Source organism: Amycolatopsis sp. A1MSW2902, assembly GCF_017312175.1.
GTDB classification, from domain to species: Bacteria; Actinomycetota; Actinomycetes; order Mycobacteriales; family Pseudonocardiaceae; genus Amycolatopsis; species Amycolatopsis nivea.
The window spans coordinates 2,319,707-2,343,313 of record NZ_QJPO01000001.1 but is presented as its reverse complement, the minus strand read 5'-3'; the positions used below and the strand labels follow the sequence as shown (position 1 = coordinate 2,343,313).

At 71.3% G+C, this 23,607-nt stretch carries 24 protein-coding genes and 1 pseudogene; 5 read left to right on the top strand and 20 right to left on the bottom strand.

What is annotated here, in order from left to right; translation table 11 throughout:
* Nucleotides 1-39: 39 nt before the first annotated feature.
* From DMP23_RS10660 to thyX, 3 genes are all read right to left on the bottom strand, one after another.
* Nucleotides 40-1,281, bottom strand: a complete 1,242-nt coding sequence (locus DMP23_RS10660; RefSeq protein WP_337820934.1) for an Nramp family divalent metal transporter — start codon at nucleotides 1,279-1,281, stop codon at nucleotides 40-42.
* 192 nt (nucleotides 1,282-1,473) lie between these two features.
* Nucleotides 1,474-1,872: an ACT domain-containing protein gene (locus DMP23_RS10655; RefSeq protein ID WP_134728550.1), complete on the bottom strand. Its 399-nt coding sequence runs from the start codon at nucleotides 1,870-1,872 to the stop codon at nucleotides 1,474-1,476.
* A 10-nt stretch (nucleotides 1,873-1,882) separates the two neighbouring features.
* Complete coding sequence (gene thyX / locus DMP23_RS10650) at nucleotides 1,883-2,641, bottom strand: FAD-dependent thymidylate synthase (protein WP_037812497.1); 759 nt, start codon at nucleotides 2,639-2,641, stop codon at nucleotides 1,883-1,885.
* A gap of 84 nt (nucleotides 2,642-2,725) precedes the next feature.
* On the opposite strand from thyX, the gene DMP23_RS10645 reads away from it, so the two are divergent.
* Together DMP23_RS10645 and DMP23_RS10640 are read left to right on the top strand one after the other, a co-directional pair.
* The gene (locus DMP23_RS10645) at nucleotides 2,726-3,256 is read left to right on the top strand and encodes a toxin-antitoxin system HicB family antitoxin (RefSeq protein WP_134669123.1); all 531 of its coding nucleotides are present in this window, start codon (nucleotides 2,726-2,728) and stop codon (nucleotides 3,254-3,256) included.
* A 323-nt stretch (nucleotides 3,257-3,579) separates the two neighbouring features.
* Nucleotides 3,580-4,455: a DUF4097 family beta strand repeat-containing protein gene (locus DMP23_RS10640; RefSeq protein WP_051728925.1), complete on the top strand. Its 876-nt coding sequence runs from the start codon at nucleotides 3,580-3,582 to the stop codon at nucleotides 4,453-4,455.
* 785 nt (nucleotides 4,456-5,240) lie between these two features.
* Here the strand turns inward: DMP23_RS10640 and DMP23_RS10635 are convergent.
* Nucleotides 5,241-6,455, bottom strand: a complete 1,215-nt coding sequence (locus DMP23_RS10635) for a winged helix-turn-helix domain-containing protein (RefSeq protein WP_336161103.1) — start codon at nucleotides 6,453-6,455, stop codon at nucleotides 5,241-5,243.
* Nucleotides 6,456-6,505: 50 nt separating this feature from the next.
* Between DMP23_RS10635 and DMP23_RS10630 the strand changes: the two genes are divergently transcribed.
* Nucleotides 6,506-7,060, top strand: a complete 555-nt coding sequence (locus DMP23_RS10630; RefSeq protein WP_043827028.1) for a GNAT family N-acetyltransferase — start codon at nucleotides 6,506-6,508, stop codon at nucleotides 7,058-7,060.
* Here the strand turns inward: DMP23_RS10630 and DMP23_RS10625 are convergent.
* Nucleotides 7,050-7,526 carry a GtrA family protein gene (locus tag DMP23_RS10625; protein WP_078870439.1) on the bottom strand — a complete coding sequence of 159 codons (477 nt, stop codon included), beginning with the start codon at nucleotides 7,524-7,526 and terminating at the stop codon, nucleotides 7,050-7,052. The genes DMP23_RS10630 and DMP23_RS10625 overlap by 11 nt on opposite strands.
* Nucleotides 7,527-7,678: 152 nt before the next feature.
* Here DMP23_RS10625 and DMP23_RS10620 point away from each other — a divergent pair, with 152 nt between their 5' ends.
* Nucleotides 7,679-8,194 (top strand): membrane protein, encoded by a 516-nt coding sequence (locus DMP23_RS10620; RefSeq protein ID WP_037812507.1) that lies wholly within the window; start codon nucleotides 7,679-7,681, stop codon nucleotides 8,192-8,194.
* A gap of 69 nt (nucleotides 8,195-8,263) precedes the next feature.
* Here DMP23_RS10620 and DMP23_RS10615 read toward each other — a convergent pair whose 3' ends face one another.
* From DMP23_RS10615 to DMP23_RS10550, 15 genes and pseudogenes are all read right to left on the bottom strand, one after another.
* Nucleotides 8,264-9,118, bottom strand: a complete 855-nt coding sequence (locus DMP23_RS10615) for an IS3 family transposase (RefSeq protein WP_337819872.1) — start codon at nucleotides 9,116-9,118, stop codon at nucleotides 8,264-8,266.
* On the bottom strand, nucleotides 9,115-9,438 hold the full coding sequence (locus tag DMP23_RS10610) for a helix-turn-helix domain-containing protein (RefSeq protein WP_240691576.1): 324 nt from the start codon (nucleotides 9,436-9,438) through the stop codon (nucleotides 9,115-9,117). The genes DMP23_RS10615 and DMP23_RS10610 overlap by 4 nt, the downstream gene beginning before the upstream one ends.
* A gap of 33 nt (nucleotides 9,439-9,471) precedes the next feature.
* Nucleotides 9,472-9,582, bottom strand: a pseudogene (locus DMP23_RS48015) (helix-turn-helix domain-containing protein); the annotation flags it as partial.
* A 140-nt stretch (nucleotides 9,583-9,722) separates the two neighbouring features.
* Complete coding sequence (locus DMP23_RS10605; protein WP_167756728.1) at nucleotides 9,723-10,172, bottom strand: tetratricopeptide repeat protein; 450 nt, start codon at nucleotides 10,170-10,172, stop codon at nucleotides 9,723-9,725.
* Nucleotides 10,169-10,918 (bottom strand): 4-hydroxy-tetrahydrodipicolinate reductase, encoded by a 750-nt coding sequence (dapB, locus tag DMP23_RS10600; RefSeq protein WP_037812509.1) that lies wholly within the window; start codon nucleotides 10,916-10,918, stop codon nucleotides 10,169-10,171. Before dapB ends, DMP23_RS10605 begins: the two co-directional genes overlap by 4 nt.
* A complete protein-coding gene (locus tag DMP23_RS10595; protein ID WP_275294329.1) occupies nucleotides 10,915-12,279 on the bottom strand; it encodes a M16 family metallopeptidase in 1,365 nt (454 codons plus the stop codon). The genes dapB and DMP23_RS10595 overlap by 4 nt, the downstream gene beginning before the upstream one ends.
* 86 nt (nucleotides 12,280-12,365) lie before the next feature.
* Nucleotides 12,366-14,612: a polyribonucleotide nucleotidyltransferase gene (locus DMP23_RS10590; RefSeq protein WP_037812512.1), complete on the bottom strand. Its 2,247-nt coding sequence runs from the start codon at nucleotides 14,610-14,612 to the stop codon at nucleotides 12,366-12,368.
* A 237-nt stretch (nucleotides 14,613-14,849) separates the two neighbouring features.
* Nucleotides 14,850-15,119 carry a 30S ribosomal protein S15 gene (gene rpsO, locus DMP23_RS10585; protein WP_037812514.1) on the bottom strand — a complete coding sequence of 90 codons (270 nt, stop codon included), beginning with the start codon at nucleotides 15,117-15,119 and terminating at the stop codon, nucleotides 14,850-14,852.
* Nucleotides 15,120-15,263: 144 nt separating this feature from the next.
* Nucleotides 15,264-15,776 carry an RNA 2',3'-cyclic phosphodiesterase gene (thpR, locus tag DMP23_RS10580; RefSeq protein WP_337820933.1) on the bottom strand — a complete coding sequence of 171 codons (513 nt, stop codon included), beginning with the start codon at nucleotides 15,774-15,776 and terminating at the stop codon, nucleotides 15,264-15,266.
* A gap of 3 nt (nucleotides 15,777-15,779) precedes the next feature.
* On the bottom strand, nucleotides 15,780-16,256 hold the full coding sequence (locus DMP23_RS10575; RefSeq protein WP_043827020.1) for a helix-turn-helix domain-containing protein: 477 nt from the start codon (nucleotides 16,254-16,256) through the stop codon (nucleotides 15,780-15,782).
* Nucleotides 16,257-16,420: 164 nt separating this feature from the next.
* Nucleotides 16,421-17,386 carry a bifunctional riboflavin kinase/FAD synthetase gene (locus DMP23_RS10570; protein WP_078870440.1) on the bottom strand — a complete coding sequence of 322 codons (966 nt, stop codon included), beginning with the start codon at nucleotides 17,384-17,386 and terminating at the stop codon, nucleotides 16,421-16,423.
* 42 nt (nucleotides 17,387-17,428) lie between these two features.
* Nucleotides 17,429-18,376 (bottom strand): tRNA pseudouridine(55) synthase TruB, encoded by a 948-nt coding sequence (truB, locus tag DMP23_RS10565; protein ID WP_443111256.1) that lies wholly within the window; start codon nucleotides 18,374-18,376, stop codon nucleotides 17,429-17,431.
* A 733-nt stretch (nucleotides 18,377-19,109) separates the two neighbouring features.
* Nucleotides 19,110-20,429, bottom strand: coding sequence for an MFS transporter (locus DMP23_RS10560; protein WP_134670175.1), 1,320 nt, complete (start codon nucleotides 20,427-20,429; stop codon nucleotides 19,110-19,112).
* A gap of 111 nt (nucleotides 20,430-20,540) precedes the next feature.
* On the bottom strand, nucleotides 20,541-21,362 hold the full coding sequence (locus tag DMP23_RS10555) for a PhzF family phenazine biosynthesis protein (RefSeq protein ID WP_037812522.1): 822 nt from the start codon (nucleotides 21,360-21,362) through the stop codon (nucleotides 20,541-20,543).
* A 57-nt stretch (nucleotides 21,363-21,419) separates the two neighbouring features.
* Entirely contained in the window at nucleotides 21,420-22,757 is a 1,338-nt protein-coding gene (locus tag DMP23_RS10550; RefSeq protein WP_337820932.1) for an MATE family efflux transporter, read from the bottom strand.
* Nucleotides 22,758-23,008: 251 nt separating this feature from the next.
* Between DMP23_RS10550 and DMP23_RS10545 the strand changes: the two genes are divergently transcribed.
* Entirely contained in the window at nucleotides 23,009-23,578 is a 570-nt protein-coding gene (locus DMP23_RS10545; protein ID WP_336161101.1) for a TetR/AcrR family transcriptional regulator, read from the top strand.
* Nucleotides 23,579-23,607 lie beyond the last annotated feature (29 nt).

Here is a 23,607-nt window from a genome sequence, read left to right as displayed (position 1 = left end):
GTCCGGCAGCCTTGCCGGTTCCGTCCGGTTAGGACAGCGTCAGCCGGTGAAGGTGAGCACGATCAGCACGACGTTGAGCAGGATGATCACCGCCGCGATGACGGCGGCGAGCACCGTGGTGGTCCGGCGGTTGACGTCCGTGCCCATGAGTCCGCGGTCGGCGGTGAGCCGGATCAGCGGCACGAGCGCGAACGGGATGCCGAACGACAGCACCACCTGCGAAACCACCAGCGCGGCACTCGGATCGGCGCCCAGCGCCAGCACGACGATCGCCGGAGTGAGCGTGACGAGCCGCCGCACCACGATCGGAATCCTCTTGCGCAGCAAGCCTTGCATGATCATCGCGCCCGCGTACGCGCCGACCGAGGTCGACGCCAGCCCGGACGCGAGCAGCCCGATCGCGAACAGCAGCGCGACCCCTGGCCCGAGCGCGGCGGCGACCGCGCCGTGTGCGCCTTCGATGGTGTCGACGCCTTGCTGGCCTTGGAGATTCGTCGCGGCCACGAGCAGCATGCCGAGGTTCACCGCGCCGGCGAGCAGCATCGCGAATCCGACGTCGTAGCGGGTCGCCCGCAGCAGCCGCCTGCGCCGTTCGGGTTCGGGTTTGCCGTGCCGGTCGCGGACCAGTCCGGAGTGGAGGTACACCGCGTGCGGCATCACCGTCGCGCCGAGCATCGCGGCCGCGATCAGCACGCTGTCGCCGCCGCTGAAACGAGGGATCAGGCCGTTCGCGATCCCGGCGGCCGACGGCGATTCGACGAACAGGCTCGCCAGGAAACCGACCGCGATCACCACCAGCAGGCCGGTCACGACGCGTTCGAACGGGCGCTGTCCGCCGCGGTCCTGCACCGCGAGCAGCACCAGCGACACGAGCCCGGTGATGAGCCCGCCCGCGACCAGCGGGAGCCCGAAGAGGAGGTTGAGCGCGATCGCGCCGCCGACGACCTCGGCCAGGTCGGTGGCGATCGCGACGATCTCCGCCTGCGCCCAGTACGCGAGCCGCGCCCGGCCGGACAGCCGGTCGCGCAGTGCCTCGGGCAGCGACCGGCCGGTGACGAGACCGAGCTTCGCCGACAGGTACTGCACCAGCACGGCCATCAGGTTCGCCGCGACGATCACCCACACCAGCAGGTAGCCGTAGCGCGCCCCGGCGCTGACGTTGGCCGCCACGTTGCCCGGGTCGACGTAGGCGATCGCGGCGACGAACGCCGGTCCGAGCAGCGCCCAGCCGGCGCGCAGCCGGGCCACGCCGCGCGGACGTGCCGCTTCCGCCACCGCCATGTGCGCCACTCCCTGGTATCGGTCGCCCCAACTCGAAGTTTAGGCATGCCGAACTTTGCGGGGCAAGGGTGTGCTGCGCCACGCCGCGCCCGCCCTCGCAGACGTCGGCATCACGTCGGGCGCGGCGGGACGGTCCGTGAAGGACTCCTTGAGGGAATCTGATTCCGGCAAGGAGCCCTTCACGGACTTTCGTCAGGCAGGGAGGAGCACTTCGTGCCCGGCGTCGCGGAACGCCGCCACGGCTCGGTCGAGGTCGTCCGAGCGCACGAGGATGTGATCGGTGTCGAAGGTGGACAGCGAGAACAGCGCGACGCCCGCCGCCGCCAGCTCCGAGGCGAGCGCGGAGATGATGCCGGTGAGGGTGAATTCCAGCGGCCCGCGCACGGTGAACAGCCGCCAGCCGTCCTCGACGGTGCCGCCCTCGGGTTCACGGCCGGTCGGGCAGATCACCGACAGTTCGTCGGGCGTGCGGGTGACCGACACGAGCGCGGGCTCGCCGGGTTCGAGCAGTTCGGCGGGAACGGCGGCGTCGGCGGGCAGCCGCACGACCGAGTAGGGGCCGGGGCGGAGGTCGATCGTCAGGTGTTTCATCAGTGCGTTGTCAGCCTTCCAGCACTTTCGGGCTCGAGGCGATCTCGGTGCCGTCGGGCAGGGTCGAAATCGTGAAGTCGGCGAACACGTTGGCCGCCGCCTTGTGCAGCTGCCGCAGGCATTCGATGGCCAGCGAACGGATCTCGACGTCCGCGTGCTCGGTGGCGCGCATCGCGATGAAATGCCGCCAGGCTCGGTAGTTTCCGGTGACGACGATGCGGGTTTCGGTCGCGTTCGGCAACACGGCGCGGGCCGCCTGGCGCGCTTGCTTGCGGCGCAGGGTGGCGCTGGGCGTGTCCGCGAACTTCTCCTCCAGCCCGGCGAGCAGCTCGTCGTACGCGGCCGCGCTGGCCTGCGTGGCCTTGACGAATTTCTCGTGCAGCACCGGGTCTTCGGCGATGACGTCCGGCTCGACGAACTCGGCGTCGCGCTCGGGAACGTAGCGCCGGGAGAGCTGGGAGTAGGAGAAATGCCGGTGCCGGATCAGCTCGTGGGTGAGCGAGCGGGAGATCCCGGACAGGTAGAAGGTGACCGAGCCGTGCTCCAGCACGGCCAGGTGGCCGACGTCGATGACGTGCTCGAGGTATCCGGCGTTGGTCGCGGTCGCGGGGTTCGGCTTCTCCCAGGACTGGTAGCAGGCGCGCCCGGCGAACTCGGCGAGCGCTTCGCCTCCGTCGGCGTCGGTGGACCAGGGCACGTCCTCGGGCGGGAAGAACTCGGTTTTCGCGATCAGCTGCACCTTGGGCGGCACCGGTCTCGCTCCCCTCATGTCGGCTCCGCCAGCCTAACCCGGCGGCACGGGTGACATCACCGCGCCTTGACGTGACGTCATTGGTGACGCCATAGTGGTGTCATGGACTTGACGCCGTATATCGCGAACCTTCGCGAAGACCTCGCGAACACGGCCTCCGCCGGGGACGAGCAGACCCGGCGGGCGGCCGCACTGCTGTCGTCTGCTCTGGAGCCGGCAGTCCGGCTGACGCTGATGAACGCGCTGGCCGACCTGGCGGCCGAGGTGACCGCCGCGCTGCCCGGCCAGGTCGTGGACGTCCGGCTCGACGGCCGGGACGTGCGCGTGGTCGTGACCGGCGGCGAGGACCGTTCTTCGTCCGCGCCTCCCCCGCCGCCGCCACCACCACCCGCCCCTCCGATCGACGGCGGCGACATCTCGCGGATCACGCTGCGGCTGGTCGAGCAGATCAAGGGCCAGGCCGAACAGGCGGCGGCCGCGCAGGGGGTTTCGCTGAACACGTTCGTGGCGCAGGCCGTGCAGGGGGCGCTCGGCCAGGCGCAGCAGCACCAGCAACGGCACCAGCGCTGGCACGACAGCAGCAGCGGCGGGGGCCGCACCGAGACCAAGCTGCACGGCTGGGTCGAAGGCTAGAAGGGGGCACCACCATGGGCGAAAACCGGGAAGACCAGGGGAAGAACGCCGAAGACCGGGTTGGGGAACCTGGCTTCGGGACGGAGGAAGCGGCCAGCGCCGACGCTGCTTCGACGACATCCGCCGAATCTGCCGCTCCGGCGGGCGAAGCGGCGTCCACTCCGGCGGGCGAAGCTGCATCCGCTCCGGACAGCTCGGCGGGCGACGGCGCTTCGGAGGCCGCCAGCGAATCTGCTGCTCCGACAGGCGAAGCTGCGTCCACTTCGGACAGTTCCGCGGACGACGCTTCGGCGGGTTCCGACAGCGCGGAACCGGGTCCGTACGTGCGGCTGCAGGACTTCGAGGCGGACGGTCCGGTCGAACTGGACCTGGGCGTCACGATCGGGCGGGTCGAGGTCGTGCTCGGGCGGGAGTCCGGGGTGACGGTGCGGTTGCAGCACGACGCGGGCGATCAGCCGTCGTGGGTGAACGGGGTCAGCAGCCTGCTGTCGTGGGTCGGCGAGAAGTTCGGCGACCAGTTCGGCGGCGTGCCGGAGTTCTCGGTCGCCGACGCGGTGCGCCAGGCGCGGATCGAGAAGACCGGCAACCGGGTCGTCGTGCGGGCCGCGAAGGCGTGGCAGCTGCGGAACGTCCCGGTAGCGGTGACGGTGCACGCGCCGGCCGGGTCGCACCTCGAAGTGCGCGCGGGATCGGCGGACGTCACGGTGACCGGAGCCGCGGGCCGCGCGGACATCCTCACCGGATCCGGCGAAGTGTCGCTGGAACGCGCGGACGGCGCGGCCACCATCCGGACCGGAACGGGAGCCGTGAAACTCGGCCCGACCCTGGCCGGACTGCAGCTGCGCAGCGGAAGCGGCTCCGTCGAAGCGGCGTCGATCGCCGGACCGGCGACGCTCGGAACCGGCACCGGAAACGTCTGGCTGGGCGCGGTCGAGGGCGACGTCATGGCCCGCACCGGAAGCGGCGACCTCTCGGTGGCCGACGCGGCGTCCGGCTCGCTCGAACTGATCACCGGCTCGGGAGAGGTGCGAGTCGGCATCCGGAGCGGAGTGCGAGCGGAAGTGGAACTGGCGTCGGCGGCCGGGCGGGTTTCGAGCGAATTGGACGTCTCGGAAACGCCGCCGGAGGGCGCGGTCGCGCTGAAAGTCCGCGCCCGCACCGGAACCGGCAACGCAGTGGTGACCCGCGCGGCGGGCTGACATCCCGTCTGCTTTGGCCTGCACACTCCACTACCCCGAGTGCGCCGAGCAGACGGATGCAAGGGGGAGGCGGCGGGCCGCACCGGAGGCATCCCGGGCGGCCCGCCGCTTCGTGCTGCACGGGGTTTTCCTGGCGGGGCAAGGTGCTTCTGGCGGTGATGGGCTGAGTGCGGGGTGCCGCAATGGGTTCGGGACGGGCGATCCGAGGTTTCCTCGCGCGCGGCCTGCGGATTTCATTCAGCCGGGCACAAGCTCGGCGCTGGCCCGGCCTGCGAGTTCTCCGCCCGCGCCGAGGGCTCTTCCCCGCAACTGCCCGCTCGCTTCCCGCCCAGCCGAACGCGCTGCCCCGCACCTGACGGCTGCCGGAAACGTCCGCACGCCACGCCACGCCACGCCGCAGCCGCCGGAAACGTCCGCTCGCCGCACGACCACCGCCGGAAACGTCCGCGCGCCGCACCACCGCCGCTGGGAACTTCTGCACGCCCCAGCAGCCGGAGACTTCCGCACGCCACACCACGGCAGCCAGAAACGTCCACGCGCCACGCCACCGCCACCGGGAACTCCAGCACGCCACAGCCACCGCGAACCTACGCATGCCACGCCAGAGACGCCGAGAACCTCCGCGCGCCACACCACAACCGCCGGGACCTCTGCATGCCAAGCACAGCGGTCACGGCGAACACTTCCGCACCCGCCAATCCCACCCGCCGCGGCAATAACTTCCGCGGCCGTCGTGAGCGGCGATTCCGGTAAGAACCGGCACCACCACGCACGAGCCGCCCCGCTTACTTCACCGCTCGTCGCAATGCCCGGGCCAGGTCACCCCGCTCCCCCACCGCCACGCCGTCGAGGCCTTGCCATTCCGCCATCGTCCGCAGTTCTCCGGCCAGTTCCGCTGCCACTCGCGGCTGGTCGGCGCCGGGTTCGGCGAACGCGCCCTGCACTCGCAGCACCCCGGCCGCCCGGTCGGATTTCAGGTCCACTCGTGCGGACAGCGCGCCGTCCAGCAGGAACGGGAATACGTAATACCCGTACTCCCGCTTCGGTTCCGGCACGTAAATCTCGATGCGGTACCGGAATCCGAACAACCGCTCCGTCCGCGCGCGTTCCCAGATCAGCGGGTCGAACGGGCACAGCAAAGCCCGCCCGGACACTGCCCGCGGCGTCCGCGCGTCGGCGTGCCGGTACGCGACCGCGCGCCAATCGGCCACCTGGACCGGCTCCAGGACGCCTTCCTCGACCAGCTCCTGGACAGCTTGCCGAGAGACGTCCGGGCCAAGGCGGTAGTAGTCGCGCAGATCGGTTTCCGTCGCCACGCCCAGTGCCCGCGCCGAACGGTCGATCAGGCCGCGCGCGCCCTCCTCCGCGGACACCTTGCGGGACAGGATCTCCGGCGGCACGACTCGCTCCGTCAGGTCGTACAGCCGCTCGAAGGACCGCCGCGTTCCGGTGCTCAGCTGGCCGACGCCGAACAGGTACTCGCACGCCTTCTTCACCACCGAGCGTTCCCACCACGCCCCCGGCCCGCGCCGGACCGCCTCGGTCTCCAGTTCCTTCTCGATCGCTCCGGCGCCGATCGGGCCGTGCTCTTTGATGACCGCCAGCACGTCGTCGAGCAGGCCGGGCATCGTGTCGACCACCTTGGTGTAGTTCCGCCACCAGCCGTCCCGCTTCGCGCCGGACCGCAGCAGCGGCCAGTCTTCGATCGGCAGCAGGCTCGCCTCGTGCGCCCACGACTCGACCAGCAGCCGCGGCTGTCGTGCGCGGTGGCTCCACGCGGCGTCGTCGACCAGCGCCGGGTCGTACGCGCCCAGTCGCGAGAACAGCGGCATGTAGTGCGCGCGCACGGCGACGTTGACCGAGTCCAGCTGCAGCAACTGGACCCGCGACAGCACCTTGGCGAGGTGCCGCCGGGTCGGGTCGGAGGCGGGCCGCGGGTCGGCGAACCCCTGCGCGGCCAGAGCGGTGCGGCGGGCGGCGGAAAGGCTGATCGTCTGCATGATTCCGCCATGGTGCCAGCCACCCCCGACAGTTTCGGTACATTGCCCGCGTGAGTGCCGCCGAAGTCCGTCCCGCGAACCCGTCCGACGCCGCGGAGATCGCCCGCATCCAGCGGCTGACCTGGCGGGCCGCCTACGCCGGCCTGCTGGGCGACGAAGCCATCGACGAACTCGACAAGGCCGACCTCGAAGGCACCTGGGCGGAGACGATCGAGTACCCCGGCTCCCGCGTCTACCTGGCCACCGAGGGCTCGTTCACGGTCGGCTACTGCGTCGCGGGCCCGGCCCCGCAGGACGAAGCCGCCGCGGCCGACGGGTCAGCGCCCGAGGACGCGCCCGGCCTGATCGCGTCGCTGGTGGTCGAGCCGCGCTGGGGCCGTCGCGGGCACGCCGGGCGGCTGCTCGCGACCGCCGCCGCCGACCTGCGCGCGAACGGGCTCAGCCGCGGCATCACCTGGGTCGCGCAGTCCGACCACGCGACGCTCGGCTTCTACCGCCGCGCCGGCTGGTCTCCCGACGGCACCGTCCGCACCCTCGACACCGGCCGCGGCACGCTGCGCGAGGTCCGGCTCACCGGCACCCTGGAACTGGAACTCACACACTGACCGGCTCTTCGCGCTTCGCGAAGACCACCCAGCGCATCACCGAGTACATGAACACGCCCTCGCACGCCCCGGCGATCAGCCGCGACAGGTGGTATTCGACGCCCAGCGCGGCCAATCCGGCGCCCAGCCCGAGCAAAAACGCCAGGTAGTTCACGGCGATCGCCGCCACGTACAGCACCGCCTGGCGGCCCACCGGCGCGTGCGAGCGGAAGTTGAGCGCGCGGTTCAGCACGAAACTCAGCCCGAACGCGACCACGTACGCGACGCTGATCGACAGCCACACCGGCCACTTCAGCCCGCCGTGAAACAGCGTCAGCAGCAGAAGATCGACACCGAAGGTGAAGCCGTTGATCACCGCGAAACCGAGGAAACTCGGCGCGACGATCCGCGGCAACCCGAACGGCAGCACGCGCACGACGGCGGCGCACAACCCGGCGAAACGGTCGGCGATCGGCACCTCAGGCACGGGTTCGAGAGTGGCAGCAGAAGGTGTCCGAGACCGGTCGGCCAGGTGATCTTCTGGGGTTGGCTCCCCGGGAAAGAGTGGGGTTAACCCCCGTGATCTTTTCGTGATGGCTGATAGCTTGGAGTGAGCACGGACACGGAGGGGGTGGCGCGATGGGATGGGTGCTCATCACCCTCGGCGTCGCCTTCGGCTCGGCGATCGTGCCGCTGATCAACGCCGAGCTCTTCGTCATCGGCCTCTGCGCGAGCCAGCCCGGCGTGCCCTGGCTGTGGCTGGGCGGCGCGGTAGCGGTCGGGCAGATCGCCGGGAAACTGATGTACTACCTGGCCGCACGCGGCTCGATCCGGCTCCCGAAATTCCTCCACGACCGGCTGCACCGCGAACGCCCGATGACGCCGCGACGGGTCCGCTGGCAGCTGCGCACCAAGGTGATCCGCGGCAAGATCGAGGCGCTGCGCGAACGCTGCCAGCGCCATCCGCACTGGATGACCGGCACCTACGGGGTCAGCTCGCTCGTCGGGCTGCCGCCATTCATGGCGACGAGCGTGCTCGCCGGGATGGTCCGGATGCGGCTGACGACGTTCCTCGCCGCGGGCCTCGCCGGGCGGTGGGTGCGGTTCAGCCTGCTGGCGGCTTCGCCCGCGATGTTCGCCGGCTGGCTGCAGTAAGCGACTAGACGTACGTGAGGGGCACCCTGAGTGAACTGGGCCCCGGAAGTTGGACTGGTTATGTAGAGGTTAGGCGGCGGGGGTCTGGGCTCGGTATTCGGCCGGGCTCAGGCCTTGGAGCGTGGTGGAGATGCGGGTGGTGTTGTACCAGTCGATGTAGTCGTGCAGTGCCGTGATGAACGTGTCGACGGTGTCGAACTTGGTGTGGTGGAAGAGTTCTTCTTTGAGGTGGCCGAAGAAGTTCTCGGCGACGGCGTTGTCCAGGCAGGTGGCTCGCCGGGACATCGACTGGGTCAGGCCGGCGTCGGCGAGCAGGGTGCGCCAGGAGGCGTGCTGGTATTGGAAGCCTTGGTCGGAGTGCACCAGCGGGCGGGCTCCGGCGGGCAGGGTCGCGATCGCGGCGCGCAGCGAGGAGTTCGTCAGCTCCAGCGTCGGGGACGGCCCGCAGGCGTAGGCGACCACGGACCGGTCGAACAGGTCGATCACGGGCGAGAGGTAGAGCTTGCGGTCGCCGATGCGGAACTCGGTCACGTCGGTGACCCATTTGGTGTCCGGGGCGTCGGCGCCGAACTCGCGGTTGAGCAGGTTCTCGGCGGCCGTGCCGGGCTGCCCGGGCCAGGTCCGGCGCCGGCGCGGCCGCCGGACCTGGCAGACCAGGCCGAGGGCGTTCATCAGCGTGCGCACGGTTTTCTTCGCCACCCGCCAGCCGGCGCGGACCAGGACCGCGTGGACGCGCCGGTGCCCGTAGCGGCCGCGGGCGGCCTCGAACGCCTCGGCGATCGCGGCCTTGAGCCCGGCGTGCGGGTCGGGCCGGTCGGGCCGGGCCTGGTGGTAGAAGAACGTCGACCGGGCCAGGCCCGCGACCGCCAGCAGCACCGGCAGCGGATAGTCGGCCTTGAGGGCGGCGACGGCCTGGGTTTTCACCCTCGCCCCTGCTCCCTCAAGGCCCGCAATTTTTTTAGGTAGGCGTTCTCCGCCGACAGCCGCAGGTTCTCCGCCCGCAACCGCTCCAGCTCGCCGGGACCCGGCGAGTCCGCGACACCGGGCGGACGGCCTTTCGGCTTGGGCCGCAACGCGTCCTCGCCCTCGCGCCGATACGCCCGCGCCCAGTTCTCCACGAGTTTGGGCGAGGACAGCCCGTGCTCGCGCGCCAGCTCGGCCGCGGTCGCCTCGCCGCCGACATACCGGCGCACGACCTCCAGCTTGAACTCGAACGCGAACGACCGCCTGCCTGGCTTGTTCATCAGCGCTCCCGCGCTCCGCAGCCTCCAACGATCACGCAAGCGTCGCACGGCACCCGCCGACACCCCCAACCGGGACGCCACGGCCTTCGCGCCATACCCGTCCTCGAACAACGCAACAGCGGACGCCCGCTGCCACTCAGACAACGAACTGTGTGGATGCAACGAACCACTCCCCGGACAGCTGGAACTGGATTCCCAGTCCAACTTCCGGGGCGCAGTTCAGAGGGAATCTGATTCCCTCAGGGTGCCCCTCACGAACATCAGCAGGAGTGGGGTTGCCAGCGCTACTTCCGTTCCGCCGCTTCCAGTTCGATCGCCTTGCGCATGGTCGCCCGCGCCCGCCGCCGGTCGCCCGCGATGTCGTACGCGTACGCCAGCCGGTACCAGGGCCGCCAGTTTTCCTGGTCCGCCTCGACTTCCGCGCGGCGTTCGTCGAACCACGCGTCCGCGGCGTCGCGGTCCACGCGGCCGGACGGGCGGCGCGGCAGGTCCGACACGTCCGGCAGGCCGCCCTCGGCGTCCAATCGCCGCGACAGCCGCTGGATCTGCATGCCGGAGCGCCACGTCACCACGACGATCCACACGCCCAGCAGCGGCAGCAGGAACACGCCGATGCCCAGCGCGATCCCGGCCGGCGTCCCGGTCTGCAGCAGCGCCACGGCCCGGTCCGCCAGCAGGACGAGGTACACCACGAGCGCCGCCGTCATCAGCAGCGCGAAATTGCGAGCTTTCACAGGTCGAGCACGTTCTCCAGGCCGACCGTCAGGCCGGGACGCGACACCACCGAGCGCACGCCGAGCAGGACGCCGGGCATGAACGACGTCCGGTCCAGCGAATCGTGCCGGATGGTCAGGGTTTCGCCCTCGCCGCCGAACAGGATCTCCTCGTGCGCCACCAGGCCCGGCAGCCGGACCGAGTGCACGTGGACGTCCTCGACGGAGGCGCCGCGGGCACCGTCCAATTCGGACGTGGTGGCGTCCGAGCCGGGAGTGACCCCGGCCTCGGCCCGCGCGGCGGCGATCATCCGCGCGGTGTGCGCGGCGGTGCCGGACGGGGCGTCGGCCTTGCGGTTGTGGTGCAGTTCGATGATCTCGGCCGAGGCGTAGAACTTCGCCGCCTGCGCCGCGAACCGCATCGCCAGCACCGCGCCCAGCGCGAAGTTCGGGGCGATCAGCACGCCCACCGACGGCTTGTCCGCCAGCAGCCCGCGCAGTTCGGCCAGCCGCTCCTCGCTGAAGCCAGTAGTCCCCACGACCGCGTGCAGGTCGTGCGCGATCAGCCAGCGCAGGTTGTCCATCACCGCGTCCGGATGCGTGAAGTCCACGACCACCTGGGCGTTCTCGAGCGCGGCGAAATCGTCGCCCGCGTCCAGCGCGGCCACCAGTTCCTGGTCCGCGGCGCCTTCCACGGCTTTCACCACGGTGGCGCCCATGCGGCCGCGTGCGCCCAGCACGCCGACGCGGATCGGGGACTCGGTCATAACGCGATCACCTCGTGCAGATCGTCCGGCAGGTCGTCGGCGTGAGCGTACGGCCCCACCACCGCCGCGGACGACACCCCGCCGGGGCGCCGCAGCAGAGTGCGAGCGAGCGCACACACGTCTTCCGTCGTGACCGCGTCGATCCGCGCGATCGTGTCGTCCACGCCCAGGTACCGGGCGTAGTTCAGCTCGTTCTTGCCGATCCGGGACATCCGCGACGACGTGTCCTCCAGGCCCAGCACGAGCCCGCCGCGCAGCTGCCCCTTGGCGCGCGCGACCTCGGCGTCGGACAGCCCGTCCGCGGCGACCGAATCGAGCACCTCGCGGATCACGCCGGCGACCTGGCCGAGGCGCTCCGGCTGGCAGCCCGCGTACACCGACATGTGCCCGAGGTCGGCGTAGCTCGCCACCGACGAATACACCTGGTACGCCAGACCGCGACGCTCGCGGATCTCCTGGAACAGCCGCGAACTCATGCCGCCGCCGAGCGCCGCGTTGAGCACCGACAGGGTGAACCGGCGCTCGTCGTGCCGCGGCAGCGCCCGGAAGCCGAGCATCACGTGCGCCTGTTCGGTGTCGTCCGGGTGCAGCGCCAGCTTCGGCACCGTCTTGAGCCGCGCACGGCCGGACCGCGGCGCGACCGGCGTCGCCGTGCCGCCCAGGCGATCGTTCAGTGCGCGCTTGACCAGCCGCAGCACCTGGGCGTGTTCGACGTTCCCGGCGACCGCGAGCACCATCCGCGGCAGGGTGTAGCGACGGCGGTAGAAGCCGCGCAGCGCGACCGGCGACATCTCGGTGATGGACTTTTCCGTGCCCAGCACCGGACGGCCCAGCGGGTGGTCGCCGAGGATCGCGCTGACGAACTCCTCGTGCAGCAGGTCTTCCGGGTCGTCGTCGCGCATCGCGATCTCTTCGAGGACGACACTGCGTTCCATGTCCATGTCGCGATCGGTGCACTGCGCTTCGAAGACCACGTCGGTGACGAGGTCGAGCGCCAGCGGCAGATCCGCGTCCAGGACCTGGGCGTAGTAGCAGGTGTGCTCTTTCGCGGTGAAGGCGTTGAATTCGCCGCCGACCGCGTCGATCTCCTCCGCGATCTGGGTGGCGTCGCGGTGGGCGGTTCCCTTGAACAGCAAGTGTTCCAGGTAGTGCGCCGCGCCCGCGACCGGCGACGGCTCGTCCCGCGAACCGACCCCGACCCACAGCCCGACCGTCGCCGACCGGGACGCCGGGACGTGCTCGGTGATCACCCGCAGGCCGCCGGGAAGGACGCTCCGCTTGACGACCGCACCGTCCGAAGTGGACTCGAGCGTACGGGTGGTGCCGACGGGCTGCTCGTGCCCGGAAACCTGCCGTGCCAATGGATTCCTTTGCTCACATGCGGTGAAGGCCCCCTCCCCGGCCGGAGAGGGGGCCTTCACGGACCAAGCTGTGCGGGGCGCGAGCCTTACTTGGCTTCGGCCTTCTCCGCCTCCGCGTCGCCCTCGGCGGGCTTCGCCGCCTCTTCTTCCTTGACGACGATCAGGCTGATCTTGCCGCGGTTGTCGATGTCGGCGATCTCGACGCGGATCTTGTCGCCGACGTTCACCACGTCCTCGACCTTCGCGATCCGCTTGCCGTTGCCCAGCTTCGAGATGTGCACGAGGCCGTCCTTGCCCGGCAGCAGCGAGACGAACGCGCCGAACGCGGCCGTCTTCACCACGGTGCCCAGGAAGCGCTCGCCGACCTTCGGCAGCTGCGGGTTGGCGATGGCGTTGATCTTGCCGATCGCCGCCTCCGCCGACGGGCCGTCGGCCGCGCCCACGTAGATCGTGCCGTCGTCCTCGATCGAGATGTCGGCGCCGGTCTCCTCGGTGATCGAGTTGATCATCTTGCCCTTCGGCCCGATGACCTCGCCGATCTTGTCGACCGGGATCTTCACCGACGTGACGCGCGGGGCGTACGGGCTCATCTCGTCCGGGCCGTCGATCGCCTCGGCGATGACTTCCAGGATGGTGAGGCGAGCGTCCTTCGCCTGCTTCAGCGCGGCCGCGAGCACCTCGGACGGGATGCCGTCCAGCTTGGTGTCCAGCTGCAGCGCGGTGATGATGTCCTTCGTGCCGGCGACCTTGAAGTCCATGTCGCCCAGCGCGTCCTCGGCGCCGAGGATGTCGGTGAGCGCGACGTAGCGCGTCTCGCCGTCGACCTCGTCGGACACCAGGCCCATGGCGATGCCCGCGACCGGAGCCTTCAGCGGCACGCCGGCGTTGAACAGGCCCATGGTGGACGCGCAGACCGAGCCCATCGAGGTGGAGCCGTTGGAGCCCAGCGCCTCGGAGACCTGGCGGATCGCGTACGGGAACTCGTCCCGCTTCGGCAGCACCGGGACCAGGGCGCGCTCGGCGAGCATGCCGTGGCCGATCTCGCGCCGCTTCGGCGAACCGACGCGGCCGGTCTCGCCGGTGGAGAACGGCGGGAAGTTGTAGTGGTGCAGGTAGCGCTTCGTCGTCTCCGGCGACAGCGAGTCGATCTGCTGCTCCATGCGGAGCATGTTCAGCGTGGTGACGCCCAGGATCTGGGTCTCGCCGCGCTCGAACAGCGCCGAACCGTGCGCCCGCGGGATCACGGCGACCTCGGCCGAGAGCTGGCGGATGTCGGTCAGGCCGCGGCCGTCCATCCGGATCTTCTCGGTGAGGACGCGGGTGCGCATGATCTTCTTGGTCAGCGCCTTGAACGCACCGCCGACCTCCTTGTCGCGGCCCTCGAAGGCCTCGCCCTCGCCGAGGCCGAGCTTCTCCAGGACGGCGGCCTTGACCTCGTCGGTCGCGGCGTCGCGCTCCTGCTTGCCGGCGATCTGCAGCGCCTTGGCGAGCTCGTCGGACGCGATCGCGGCGACGGCCTCGTAGATGTCCGGCTGGTAGGCCGGGTACAGCGGGAACTCGCCGGTCGGCTTCGCGGCGTCGGCGGCCAGGCGCTGCTGCGCCTCGCACAGCACGCGGATGAACGGCTTCGCGGCCTCGAGGCCCTGCGCGACGGTGGTCTCGTCGGGCGCGGTGCCGCCGTCGGCGATCAGGTCGAGCGTGTGCTCGGTGCCCTCGGCCTCGACCATCATGATCGCGACGTCGTCGCCGACGATGCGGCCCGCGACCACCATGTTGAAGGTGGCCTTCTCGAGCTGCGGCCAGGTCGGGAACGCGACCCACTGGCCCTCGATCAGCGCGACGCGCACGCCGCCGACCGGGCCGGAGAACGGCAGGCCGGCGATCTGGGTGGAGGCCGACGCGGCGTTGATCGCCAGCACGTCGTACGGGTCGTCCGGGTTGAGGCTCTGGACGGTGATGACGACCTGGATCTCGTTGCGGAGGCCGTCGGCGAAGGACGGGCGCAGCGGGCGGTCGATCAGGCGGGCGGTGAGGATGGCGTCGGTCGACGGGCGGCCCTCGCGGCGGAAGAACGCGCCCGGGATGCGGCCGGCGGCGTACATCCGCTCCTCGACGTCCACGGTCAGCGGGAAGAAGTCGAAGTGCTCCTTCGGGTGCTTCGACGCCGTGGTCGCCGACAGCAGCATGGTCTCTTCGTCCAGGTACGCGACGACGGCGCCGGCGGCCTGCTTGGCGAGCCGGCCGGTCTCGAACCGGACGGTGCGGGTGCCGAACCGGCCGTTGTCCAGAACGGCTTCGGTCTCGAACACGGTGACTCCGGTGGAGTCGGTCATATGGTCAATCTCCTCTTTGGTTCCTTCGTACGGCGAGAGTCTCCCACTGTGGGACCCGGTTCGCCCGAGGACGCTCGAGGAGGTGTGAGGCCGGTCTTCGATCGAAGCCCCCGGGTCCGTTGCCCGGGAACCACTACCGAGGACCGGCGAGATCGTTCCTCCAGCGCGCTCGCGCCGTGTGGGGGGTGTGCTTGCGGCGAGGGGGAGCGGCCGAAGCCGCTCCCCCTCGTCAGCACGCTATCGGCGCAGGCCGAGACGCTTGATCAGGTCCCGGTACCGCGCCACGTCCACCTTTTCCGTGTAGTTCAGCAGCCGGCGGCGACGGCCGACCAGCAGCAGGAGACCGCGACGGGAGTGGTGGTCGTGCTTGTGGGTCTTCAGGTGTTCGGTGAGGCCGATGATCCGCTTGGTGAGCAGCGCGACCTGGGCCTCGGGGGATCCGGTGTCCGAGTCGTGCAGCCCGTACTCGGCGAGGATCGTCTTCTTCTCATCGGTGGACAGCGCCACTGGTGGTGCTCCTTGTGCATCTAGTGCCGTGAGGCCCGCACCGCGCCACGCGGCCGGGTGAGACGGTCACGGCCGCCACGGACTGCAGCCGGACCCGATTGCGAGGTTACCAGCCGGTTGAACTGCGGCTTCAGCCGCGTGCGGCTAGCTGGGCGGCGTCGGCTCGCGGCCGGCTCCCGCGCGGCGCAGCGGCCAGGACCGCAGCGTGCGGTACGGGCTGCCGCCGCCCATCAGCTCGACCCGGTCCGCGGTCCAGGCCCGGCCGCGGAAACCGGCGAGGTGTTCCGTCCACGCCGTCGGCGGCCGCGTGCGGGAGCATCGCGCCAGCGTCAGGTGCGGCCGGTACGGGCGTTGTTCGCCGGAGCCCATGGTCGCGGCCGCGGCGAGATCGGCGAGGTCCTCCCCCGCCACTCCCAACCACAGCACTCCCGGGAATGTTCCCGAACCGGAGAGCCGGACGTCAACGGATTTTCGGCCGTCCAGTGCCCGGTCGAGGAAGGCGGCGCAGCCGGCGGGGTCCGCCTCGCCGTAAAAGGCCAGTGTGATGTGCCAGCCGGCCGGATCGGACCAGCGCAGCAGCCGGTCCCGGTCGCCGAGCGCGTCGGCGATTTCCGCCGCGACGTCGGCGGGCGGGCGCAGCGCGGTGAACAGCTGCATCGGCTACTGGCCCGAGGCTCCCGCGCGGCGGAGCAGGTCGGCGATCGCCGGGAAGTCCTCGTCGAGCAGCTTCGCCGCCTCGGCCAGGTTCTCGTCCTCGGCGACGTCCCGGATGCCCGCGAGCACGATCTTCTCGTCCGAGTTGACCGGGATGTTGTCGCGGCCGACGGTGGGCCGCGAATCGCGCACGTCCTCGAGCGCGGCCTGCATCGCGTCGCGGTCGCCCGCGGCGACCTCGGGCACCAGGATCTTGCGCTCGAGCATGATCATCCTGGCCAGCACGACCGGATTGCCGATCTTCGCCCGCCGCCCGCTCATCACCTGGCTCAGCATCGGCGCGCTGATCCCCAGCACCTCGGCCAGGAACGCCTGCGACACGTCGAAGGCCACGACCAGCCTGCGCACCCGATCGCCCAGCGGCTCCCCGTACCACTCCCGCTGCAGCGCGATGTTCCGCTGGACGATCTTGTGGTCCTCCACCTAGCTCCGCTCCCCTAGCGCTGTCGTCCCCGCGGCCCGGTGCTGCCGGCCCACTCCGCTTCCCCGGCCCGGCGCCGCCGGCCCATCTTGCCACTCCGGGCGTCCCCCGCGGGCCGGAACGCCCGATTCGCCCCGCGCCCGGCCCGTCCCGGGACCGGGTCCGCTCAGCTGTCCGAGCCGAGCGCTTCCCTGGTCCGGGCCACGTCCTCGTCGATCTTCCGCACGAGATCGGCCGGCGCGCCGAACCGCGCCTGATCCCGCAACCGGGTGACGAAGTCCAGCGCGACGTGCTGGCCGTAGAAGTCCTCGTCGACGTCCAGCACGAACGCCTCGACGGTGCGCTCGCGCCCGGAGAATGTCGGGTTCGTGCCGACCGACACCGCCGCGCGCAGCCGCCGGTCCGGATCGGACAGCCGGGTGAACCAGGCCGTGTACACGCCGTCCGCGGGCACGGCGGCGAACCGCGCGGTGGACAGGTTGGCCGTCGGGTAGCCGAGGTCGTGGCCCCGTCCGTCGCCGCGCACGACGATGCCTTCCAGCCGGTGCGGGCGGCCGAGCGCGTCGGCCGCGGCCACCACGTCGCCCGCGTCGATGCACGAACGCACGTACGTCGAGGAGAAGGTGATGTCGTTGGCACCGCGGTCGTCGTCGAGCGAACGGCCCTGCAGCTCCGCGCCGTAGGCGACGAACCCGAAGCGGCGGCCGAGTTCGCGCAGCAGCGCGACGTTGCCCGCGGCCTTGGCCCCGAAGGTGAAGTTGTCGCCGACCAGCACCGCGGCCGCGTGCAGCCGGTCGACCAGCACCTCGTGCACGAACTCGTGCGGGCTGAGCCGGGACAGCTCCAGGGTGAAGGGCAGCACGCAGAACACGTCCACGCCGAGCCCCTCGACGAGCTGGGCCTTGCGCCGCAGGGTGGTCAGCTGCGCGGGATGGCTGCCCGGCCGCAGGACCTCGGACGGATGCGGGTCGAAGGTGAGCACCACGCTGGGCACGCCGCGTTCGGCGGCCGTCGCGACGGTGCGCTTGATCAGTTCCTGGTGCCCGCGGTGCACGCCGTCGAACACGCCGATGGTGACCACGCACCGTCCCCAGCCGCCCGGGAGGTCCCCGAGCCCACGCCACCGCTGCACTGTTGTCAACTCTCCCCGAGCGAGGTGCCTTTGCCTCCCACCCTATGCGGGCAGGAGGACCACCACCGAACGGGTCACTCCCTCGGTGTCGGAGGCCAGTGCGAGCACGTGGCCGTCCGGCGCGAAAAGGCCGTACGTGCCGGTGATCCCGGCGGCCGGGATGCGCCTGCCGTACTGGACCGCCTTGGCGGTGGCGGCGTCGAGATCCCGGCGAGGGAACGCGGCGGCGACGGCGGCGTCGAGGTCCAGCGACAGTTCCGGCTTTTCCTCGAGCTGGTCGAGTGTGCGCGCGCGGGCGAGCGTGAACGGCCCGACTGTGGTGCGGCGCAAGGCTTTCAGGTGCCCGCCGACGCCGAGCCCGGCGCCGAGGTCGCGAGCGAGCGCGCGGACGTAGGTGCCGGACGAGCATTCGACGATCGCGTCGAGCTCGATCCGGTCGTCCTCGCGGCGGAGACCGAGAACGTCGAACCGGTGCACGGTCACCGGCCGCGGCGGGAGGACGACGTCCTCGCCCGCGCGCACCCGGGCGTAAGCGCGCTTGCCGTCGATCTTGACCGCGGAGACGGCGCTGGGCACCTGCTGGATGTCCCCGGTCAGCGCGGCGATCCCGTCGGCGATCTGCTCGTCGGTGACAGCGGCCAGGGTTTCCGGCGCGGCCTCGGCGCCGAGCGGTTCGCCTTCGGCGTCGTCGGTGGTGGTGGACCGGCCGAGCGACAGGGTGGCGAGATAGGTCTTGCGGTCGAGCGCGAGGTGGCCGAGCAGTTTGGTGGCGCGCTCGATGCCGAGCACCAGCACCCCGGTCGCCATCGGGTCGAGCGTGCCGGCGTGGCCGACCTTGCGGGTGCCCATGATCCGCCGCGCCCGCGCGACCACGTCGTGCGACGTCATGCCCGCCGGTTTGTCGACGATGAGCAATCCGGGAGGAGGGGCGGGACGACGCGGTTCTTTCGGGCGAGACACGGCGGAAACCCTACCTAGACCGGATTCCATGGCTGGCGCCCGGTTCTGGGCGGGGGTGCGGGGTGGAGGGAGACCGGAGGGGGTTGGGTTCGGGGGCTGGTCCGGGCGGTTGGTCGGCGGGGGGGCGGTTCGGGCGGGTGGTCCGGGCAAGTGCACTGGGCGGTCGAACCGGCTCGGGTGGATGAGCCGGACGATCGCCCTGGGAGTCGAACCGACTGGGCCACAACGAGCCTGAGCAACTGGCTCGGGCAAGTGCCCTGGGCAGCTGACCGGCTCCAGCGAATGAGCCGGGCAAGTGCACTGGGCAGCCGACCAGCTCGGGCGGACGATCCGGCAAGCGCCCAGGGCAGTCGACCATCTCGGGCGAATGAGCCCGGCAAGCGCCCTGGGCGGTCGACCGGCTCGGGCGGATGATCCGGACGATCGCCCTGGGAGCCGAACCGACTGGGGCCACAACGTGCCCGAGCAACCAGCTCGGGCGAGCGCCCTGGGCAGCCGACCAGCTTGGGCGGACGATCCGGGCAAGTGCCCTGGGCAGTCGACCTGGTCCGGGAACCGACCGGGCGAGCGCTCCAGGCTGCCGATCTGCGCGACCGGCCAGGGCGAGTGTCCCGGCCGATCGCCCTGGACAACCGAAGCCTGGGGCGGTCGCCGCAGATGGACTCACCCAGCGAGTGACCTCGGTGCCTGAGCAGGGCGACTGGCTCGGGCGGCCGCCCCAGGACGCATGCCCAGGGCAGTCGAACCGATCGGCGCGGGTGGCTCAGGCGGCGGCCACGGCCTCTTCCGGGGCGCGGTCCCAGCGGTGCCGCCGGATGCGGACCGGGACCTCTTCGCCGCGGGCTTCCGCGGCGAATACGTGGGCGCGGGCCCGGCGCCACCACACGAGCATTCGCGAAGCGCCCAGTGCCAGCATGGCCACGACGACCAGCAGCGCGATCCGGAAGTTGCCGCCGGTGGCCTGGAGGAGGATGCCGATCAGCAGGGCGGTCACGGTGGTCGCCAGGAAGCCGCCGACGTTCACCACTCCGGTCGCGGTTCCGACGCGGGACAGCGGGTTGTAGTCGCGGGCGATGGCGAAGCCGATCATCGACGCCGGGCCGCCCAGGGTGAGGAAGGCGAATGCGGGGACGAGGACGCCTACCGGGATGTGGCCGTTCCAGCCGAGCAGCACCGCCCACACGATCGCCGCTCCGGCGAGGTAGCCGATGACCAGCGGCACCCGCAGCACTGGGGCGCGGCCGATCACCGCGCCCAGGAGCGGGCCGCCTGCCATGGAGCCGAATACGAAGACGGTGAGCAGCGCGCTGGCGGTCGCCGCGGGCAAACCTTCGCCCTGCACCAGGAAAGGCACGCCCCACAACAGGGTCAGCACGTTCGGCGCGAACATCGTCGAGAAGTGCACCCAGAAACCCAGCCGGGTGCCGGGAGTCCGCCAGGCCAGTTTGACCTGCCTGCCAAGTTCCGCCGGGCGCACGGGTTCGCGCTTGCGTTCCGGTACGCCTTCGGGGGTGTCGCGGACGCGCAGCGCGACCGGCACCGCATAAAGCACCGTCACCGCGCCGACGGCGAGGAAGGTGACTGTCCATCCTGGACCGTCGAGGAGCAGGGTGAGCGGGACGGTCGCGGCGAGGTTTCCGATGTAGCCCACACAGGAGGTGAACGACGCGAGCAGTGCGTACCGGTGCGCCGGGAAGTGCGCCGCGACGAGGCGCAGGACGCTGACGAAGGTGAGCGCGTCACCGAGGCCGAGGACGCCGCGGGCCACCAGGCCGAGTGCGTAGGTGTCGGCGACGCCGAGCAGCAGCTGCCCGGAGCCGAGGATCAGGACGGCGGCGGTGAGCACGCGGCGCGGGCCGTAGCGGTCGACCAGCACGCCGGTCGGGATCTGCATGGCCGCGTACACGCCGACCTGCAGGACGGTGAAGATGCCGAGCGCGGCGGACCCGACGCCGAAGCGTTCGGCCGCCTTCAGCCCGGCGACGCCGAACGAAGTGCGGTGGAAAACGGCGAGCAGGTACACCGTGACCGCGGTGAGCCAGATGAGCCAGGACCGGACAGGGGCGCGGCCGGCGGGCGTCAAGAGTTCCTCCAGTAAGCAGGCGAGCGTCGGGCTAGGAGGACGACGACGCTGCCGCCTCGATAGTTGTATCGCCTCAGCAACCTCGAGACATAGCCGTGACCGGGGTGTGCTTCACCACAGATCCGCTTCGCCCCGGATTCCGACGACCGTTTCGCCGCCGACCCACACGTCGTCGCCGTCCCGTTCGACGTGCACCCGCCCGCGCCTGCCGAGCCGCGTTCCCTGCGCCGCGACGTACGACTCGGGCGCGATGCCGTCGCCGATCAGCCACTGGCCGAGCGCAGCGTTGAGGCTGCCGGTGACCGGGTCCTCGACGGTGTCGCTGAACGCGCGGACCTCGAAGGCCGTGTCGGATCCGGCGGGCTGCGCACCGGCGACGCCCACCTTGAACTCGCCGAGCGCGGCGAAGTCCGGCTCGATGGCGAGGACGGTCGCCGCGTCGCGCAGCAGCAGCGCGACCCAGCCGGGGCCGTTGTCCGCCCAGCGCGCGTCGAGGACGTCGGCGTCGCCGAGGTGCAGACCGCGCTTCACCGCGGCGAGGTCGGCCTCGTCCACCGGACCGCTGCGGCGCAGCGGAGGCGCGGCGAACGCCAGCCGGTCGCCGTCGCGGCGCACCCGGACGAGCCCGGCCCCGCATTCCTGCACGAGGTGCCCGGCTTTCGGCTCTCCCCCGGCGGCCAGCCACGCCCGCGCCGACCCGAGCGTCGGATGCCCGGCGAAGGGCAGCTCGCCGTGCGGCGTGAAGATCCGCACGCGGTAGTCGGCGGCCGGGTCGGACGGCTCCAGCAGGAACGTGGTCTCGCTGAGGTTCGTCCAGCGGGCGAACGCCGCCATCCGCTCGTCGGACAGCGCGTCCGCGTCGTGCACGACAGCGAGCGCGTTGCCTCGGGTGAGCTCGTCGGTGAAGACGTCGACCTGGGTGAACTTCGGCATGCGCCCACCCTCGCATCCGCCGGGCGCCGGCGGCGAGCGGGTTTCGCCGTTATGCCATCACGCCTCCCGCACCGCGCCGACCACGGCCCACCGCCCGGACCGCCATCGCGCCACCACCGCCGCCAGCCGGAACACCATGAACAGCGACAACCCGCTCCAGATCCCGCTCAGCCCCCAGCCCAGCGCCAGCGACAGCCAGATCAGCGGCAGGAACCCGAGCCCGGCGCTGACGAGCGTGGCGGTGCGGAGGAAGGCGGCGTCCCCCGCACCGAGGAGGACCCCGTCGAGCGCGAACACCACCCCCGCGATCGGTTGCAGCGCCACGAAGAACCACCAGGCGTGCGGGATTTCGCCGAGCACTCCCGGATCGGACGTGAACGCGTGCGGCAGGACACTCCACAACGCCGCGAACAGCACGCCGAGGAAACAGCCGAAAATCAAGCCGTATCCCGTGATCTGCGTAGCCACCCCGCGCGCCTGCCGCGCCGCTCCCGCACCGAGCGCCGCGCCGACGAGCGATTGCGCGGCGATCGCGACCGAATCGAGCACCAGGGACAGGAACGTCCAGAGCTGCAGGACCACCTGGTGCGCCCCGACCGCCTCGGTCGAGGTGCGCGCGGCCACCGCGGCAGCGGACACAAAGCACGCCTGGAACGCGAAACTGCGCAGCACCAGGTCCCGGCCGAGACCCAGTTGTGCCCGCATCACCGGGAAATCCGGCCGCAGCGGCACCTTTTCCCGCACCAGCGCGGCGACGAACATCGACGCGGACACGACCTGCGCCACGACGTTCGCGATCGCCGACCCCTCCAGCCCGAGATCGGCGACATACACCAGCACCGGGCACAGAACGGCGGAAATTCCGTTGCCCGCCAGCACATAGCGCAGCGGACGCGTGGCGTCCTGCACGCCGCGCATCCAGCCGTTGCCCGCCATCGTGACGAGGATCAGCGGCGCGCCGAACAACGCGATCCGCAGCCACGACACGGCCGCCTCGGCGATCTCGTCGCTGCCCGAAAGCGCGCGGGCGATCGGCCCGGCCAGCAACTGCCCCGCCACCAGCAGCACCAGCCCGACCAGCACGCCCAGCCAGGTGGCCTGCACGCCTTCGCGCACCGCGTCGGCGCGCCTGCCCGCGCCGTGCAGCCGCGCGGTGCGCGACGTGGTGCCGTACGACAGGAAGGTGAGCTGCGTGGAGACCTGCGACAACACCACGCCGCCCAGCGCGAGGCCGGCGAGCGGCAACGCCCCGAGATGGCCGACGACGGCGGTGTCGACCAGCACGTAGAGCGGCTCGGCGGCGAGCACGCCGAGCGCGGGCACGGCGAGGCCGAACACTCGGCGGGGCGGGATGCGGTCACCGCTTACGGCGGTGGTCGTGGCGTTTTCGGACACGGGAGGAGAGTAACTACCGGCACCGACAATTCCGGCGACCCGGACCGCGAGGACACTCCTAGGCGGGCAAGCAAGACGCGGGATTCGCTTATCAGGCAAGGGGATCGCCGAGAGACGGGAGTCCTCTGTGGCGTGCTCCGGCACGGGCGGCGGGCTGTCTCAGCTGCGGCCGGACAGCAGGGTTTTCGCGCCACCTCGTGCGGTACGCTCGATTTGGAGACGATCTCCGCTTGCCGACGGGAGGGCAGCGCATGACTGCGGGCAAGCCGCTGCGGGCCGACGCCCAGCGCAACCGCGATCTCCTGGTCGCCAAAGCGCGCGAGATCTTCGACGCGGGCGAGTTCTTCGACCTGCGCTTCGACGACTTCGCCAGCCTGGCCGGAGTGGGCACCGGCACGCTGTACCGCCACTTCCCCACCCGGGAGGCGCTGGCCGAGGCGGTCTACCACGGGGAAGTCGCCGCACTGTGCGACCGCGCCCGCGAGTTGCAAGCCACGCTGCCCGCAGCGGAGGCGCTGGCGACATTCCTGCGCGGCATGGTCGACCACATCGACGCCCACGCGGGCCTGGCCCGGACGCTGGCCACGCTCATGGCCGACCGCTCGAACGCGCTGGCCGGGGGCAGCCAGGCGCTGGAGGAGGCCGTCACCGACCTGGTGGCCGCTGCCGCGCAAGACGGTGCCGTGCGCGACGACGTGGATGCCGGTGCCGTGATGATGGCTCTGCACGGCATCGGCGCGGCCCACGACCGTCCCCGGTGGCGGGCCGAGGCCGACGACGTCATCACCCTCGTGCTGGACGGACTGCGCCGACCGGGCTGACCAGGCGCGAACAGCCGCGAGCGCCGGAC

What these genes read in the sequence shown, in the direction of transcription:
- DMP23_RS10655 (WP_134728550.1), bottom strand. Translation starts at nt 1,872, where the DNA reads ATGAAACACCTGACGATCGACCTCCGCCCCGGCCCCTACTCGGTCGTG.
- DMP23_RS10590 (WP_037812512.1), bottom strand. Translation starts at nt 14,612, where the DNA reads ATGACCGACTCCACCGGAGTCACCGTGTTCGAGACCGAAGCCGTTCTG.
- DMP23_RS10545 (WP_336161101.1), top strand. Translation starts at nt 23,009, where the DNA reads ATGACTGCGGGCAAGCCGCTGCGGGCCGACGCCCAGCGCAACCGCGAT.
- dapB (WP_037812509.1), bottom strand. Translation starts at nt 10,918, where the DNA reads ATGACCGAGTCCCCGATCCGCGTCGGCGTGCTGGGCGCACGCGGCCGC.
- DMP23_RS10635 (WP_336161103.1), bottom strand. Translation starts at nt 6,455, where the DNA reads ATGCAGACGATCAGCCTTTCCGCCGCCCGCCGCACCGCTCTGGCCGCG.
- DMP23_RS10620 (WP_037812507.1), top strand. Translation starts at nt 7,679, where the DNA reads ATGGGATGGGTGCTCATCACCCTCGGCGTCGCCTTCGGCTCGGCGATC.
- DMP23_RS10660 (WP_337820934.1), bottom strand. Translation starts at nt 1,281, where the DNA reads ATGGCGGTGGCGGAAGCGGCACGTCCGCGCGGCGTGGCCCGGCTGCGC.
- thpR (WP_337820933.1), bottom strand. Translation starts at nt 15,776, where the DNA reads ATGCAGCTGTTCACCGCGCTGCGCCCGCCCGCCGACGTCGCGGCGGAA.
- DMP23_RS10610 (WP_240691576.1), bottom strand. Translation starts at nt 9,438, where the DNA reads ATGAACAAGCCAGGCAGGCGGTCGTTCGCGTTCGAGTTCAAGCTGGAG.
- DMP23_RS10555 (WP_037812522.1), bottom strand. Translation starts at nt 21,362, where the DNA reads ATGCCGAAGTTCACCCAGGTCGACGTCTTCACCGACGAGCTCACCCGA.
- thyX (WP_037812497.1), bottom strand. Translation starts at nt 2,641, where the DNA reads ATGAGGGGAGCGAGACCGGTGCCGCCCAAGGTGCAGCTGATCGCGAAA.
- DMP23_RS10645 (WP_134669123.1), top strand. Translation starts at nt 2,726, where the DNA reads ATGGACTTGACGCCGTATATCGCGAACCTTCGCGAAGACCTCGCGAAC.
- truB (WP_443111256.1), bottom strand. Translation starts at nt 18,376, where the DNA reads ATGGAATCCGGTCTAGGTAGGGTTTCCGCCGTGTCTCGCCCGAAAGAA.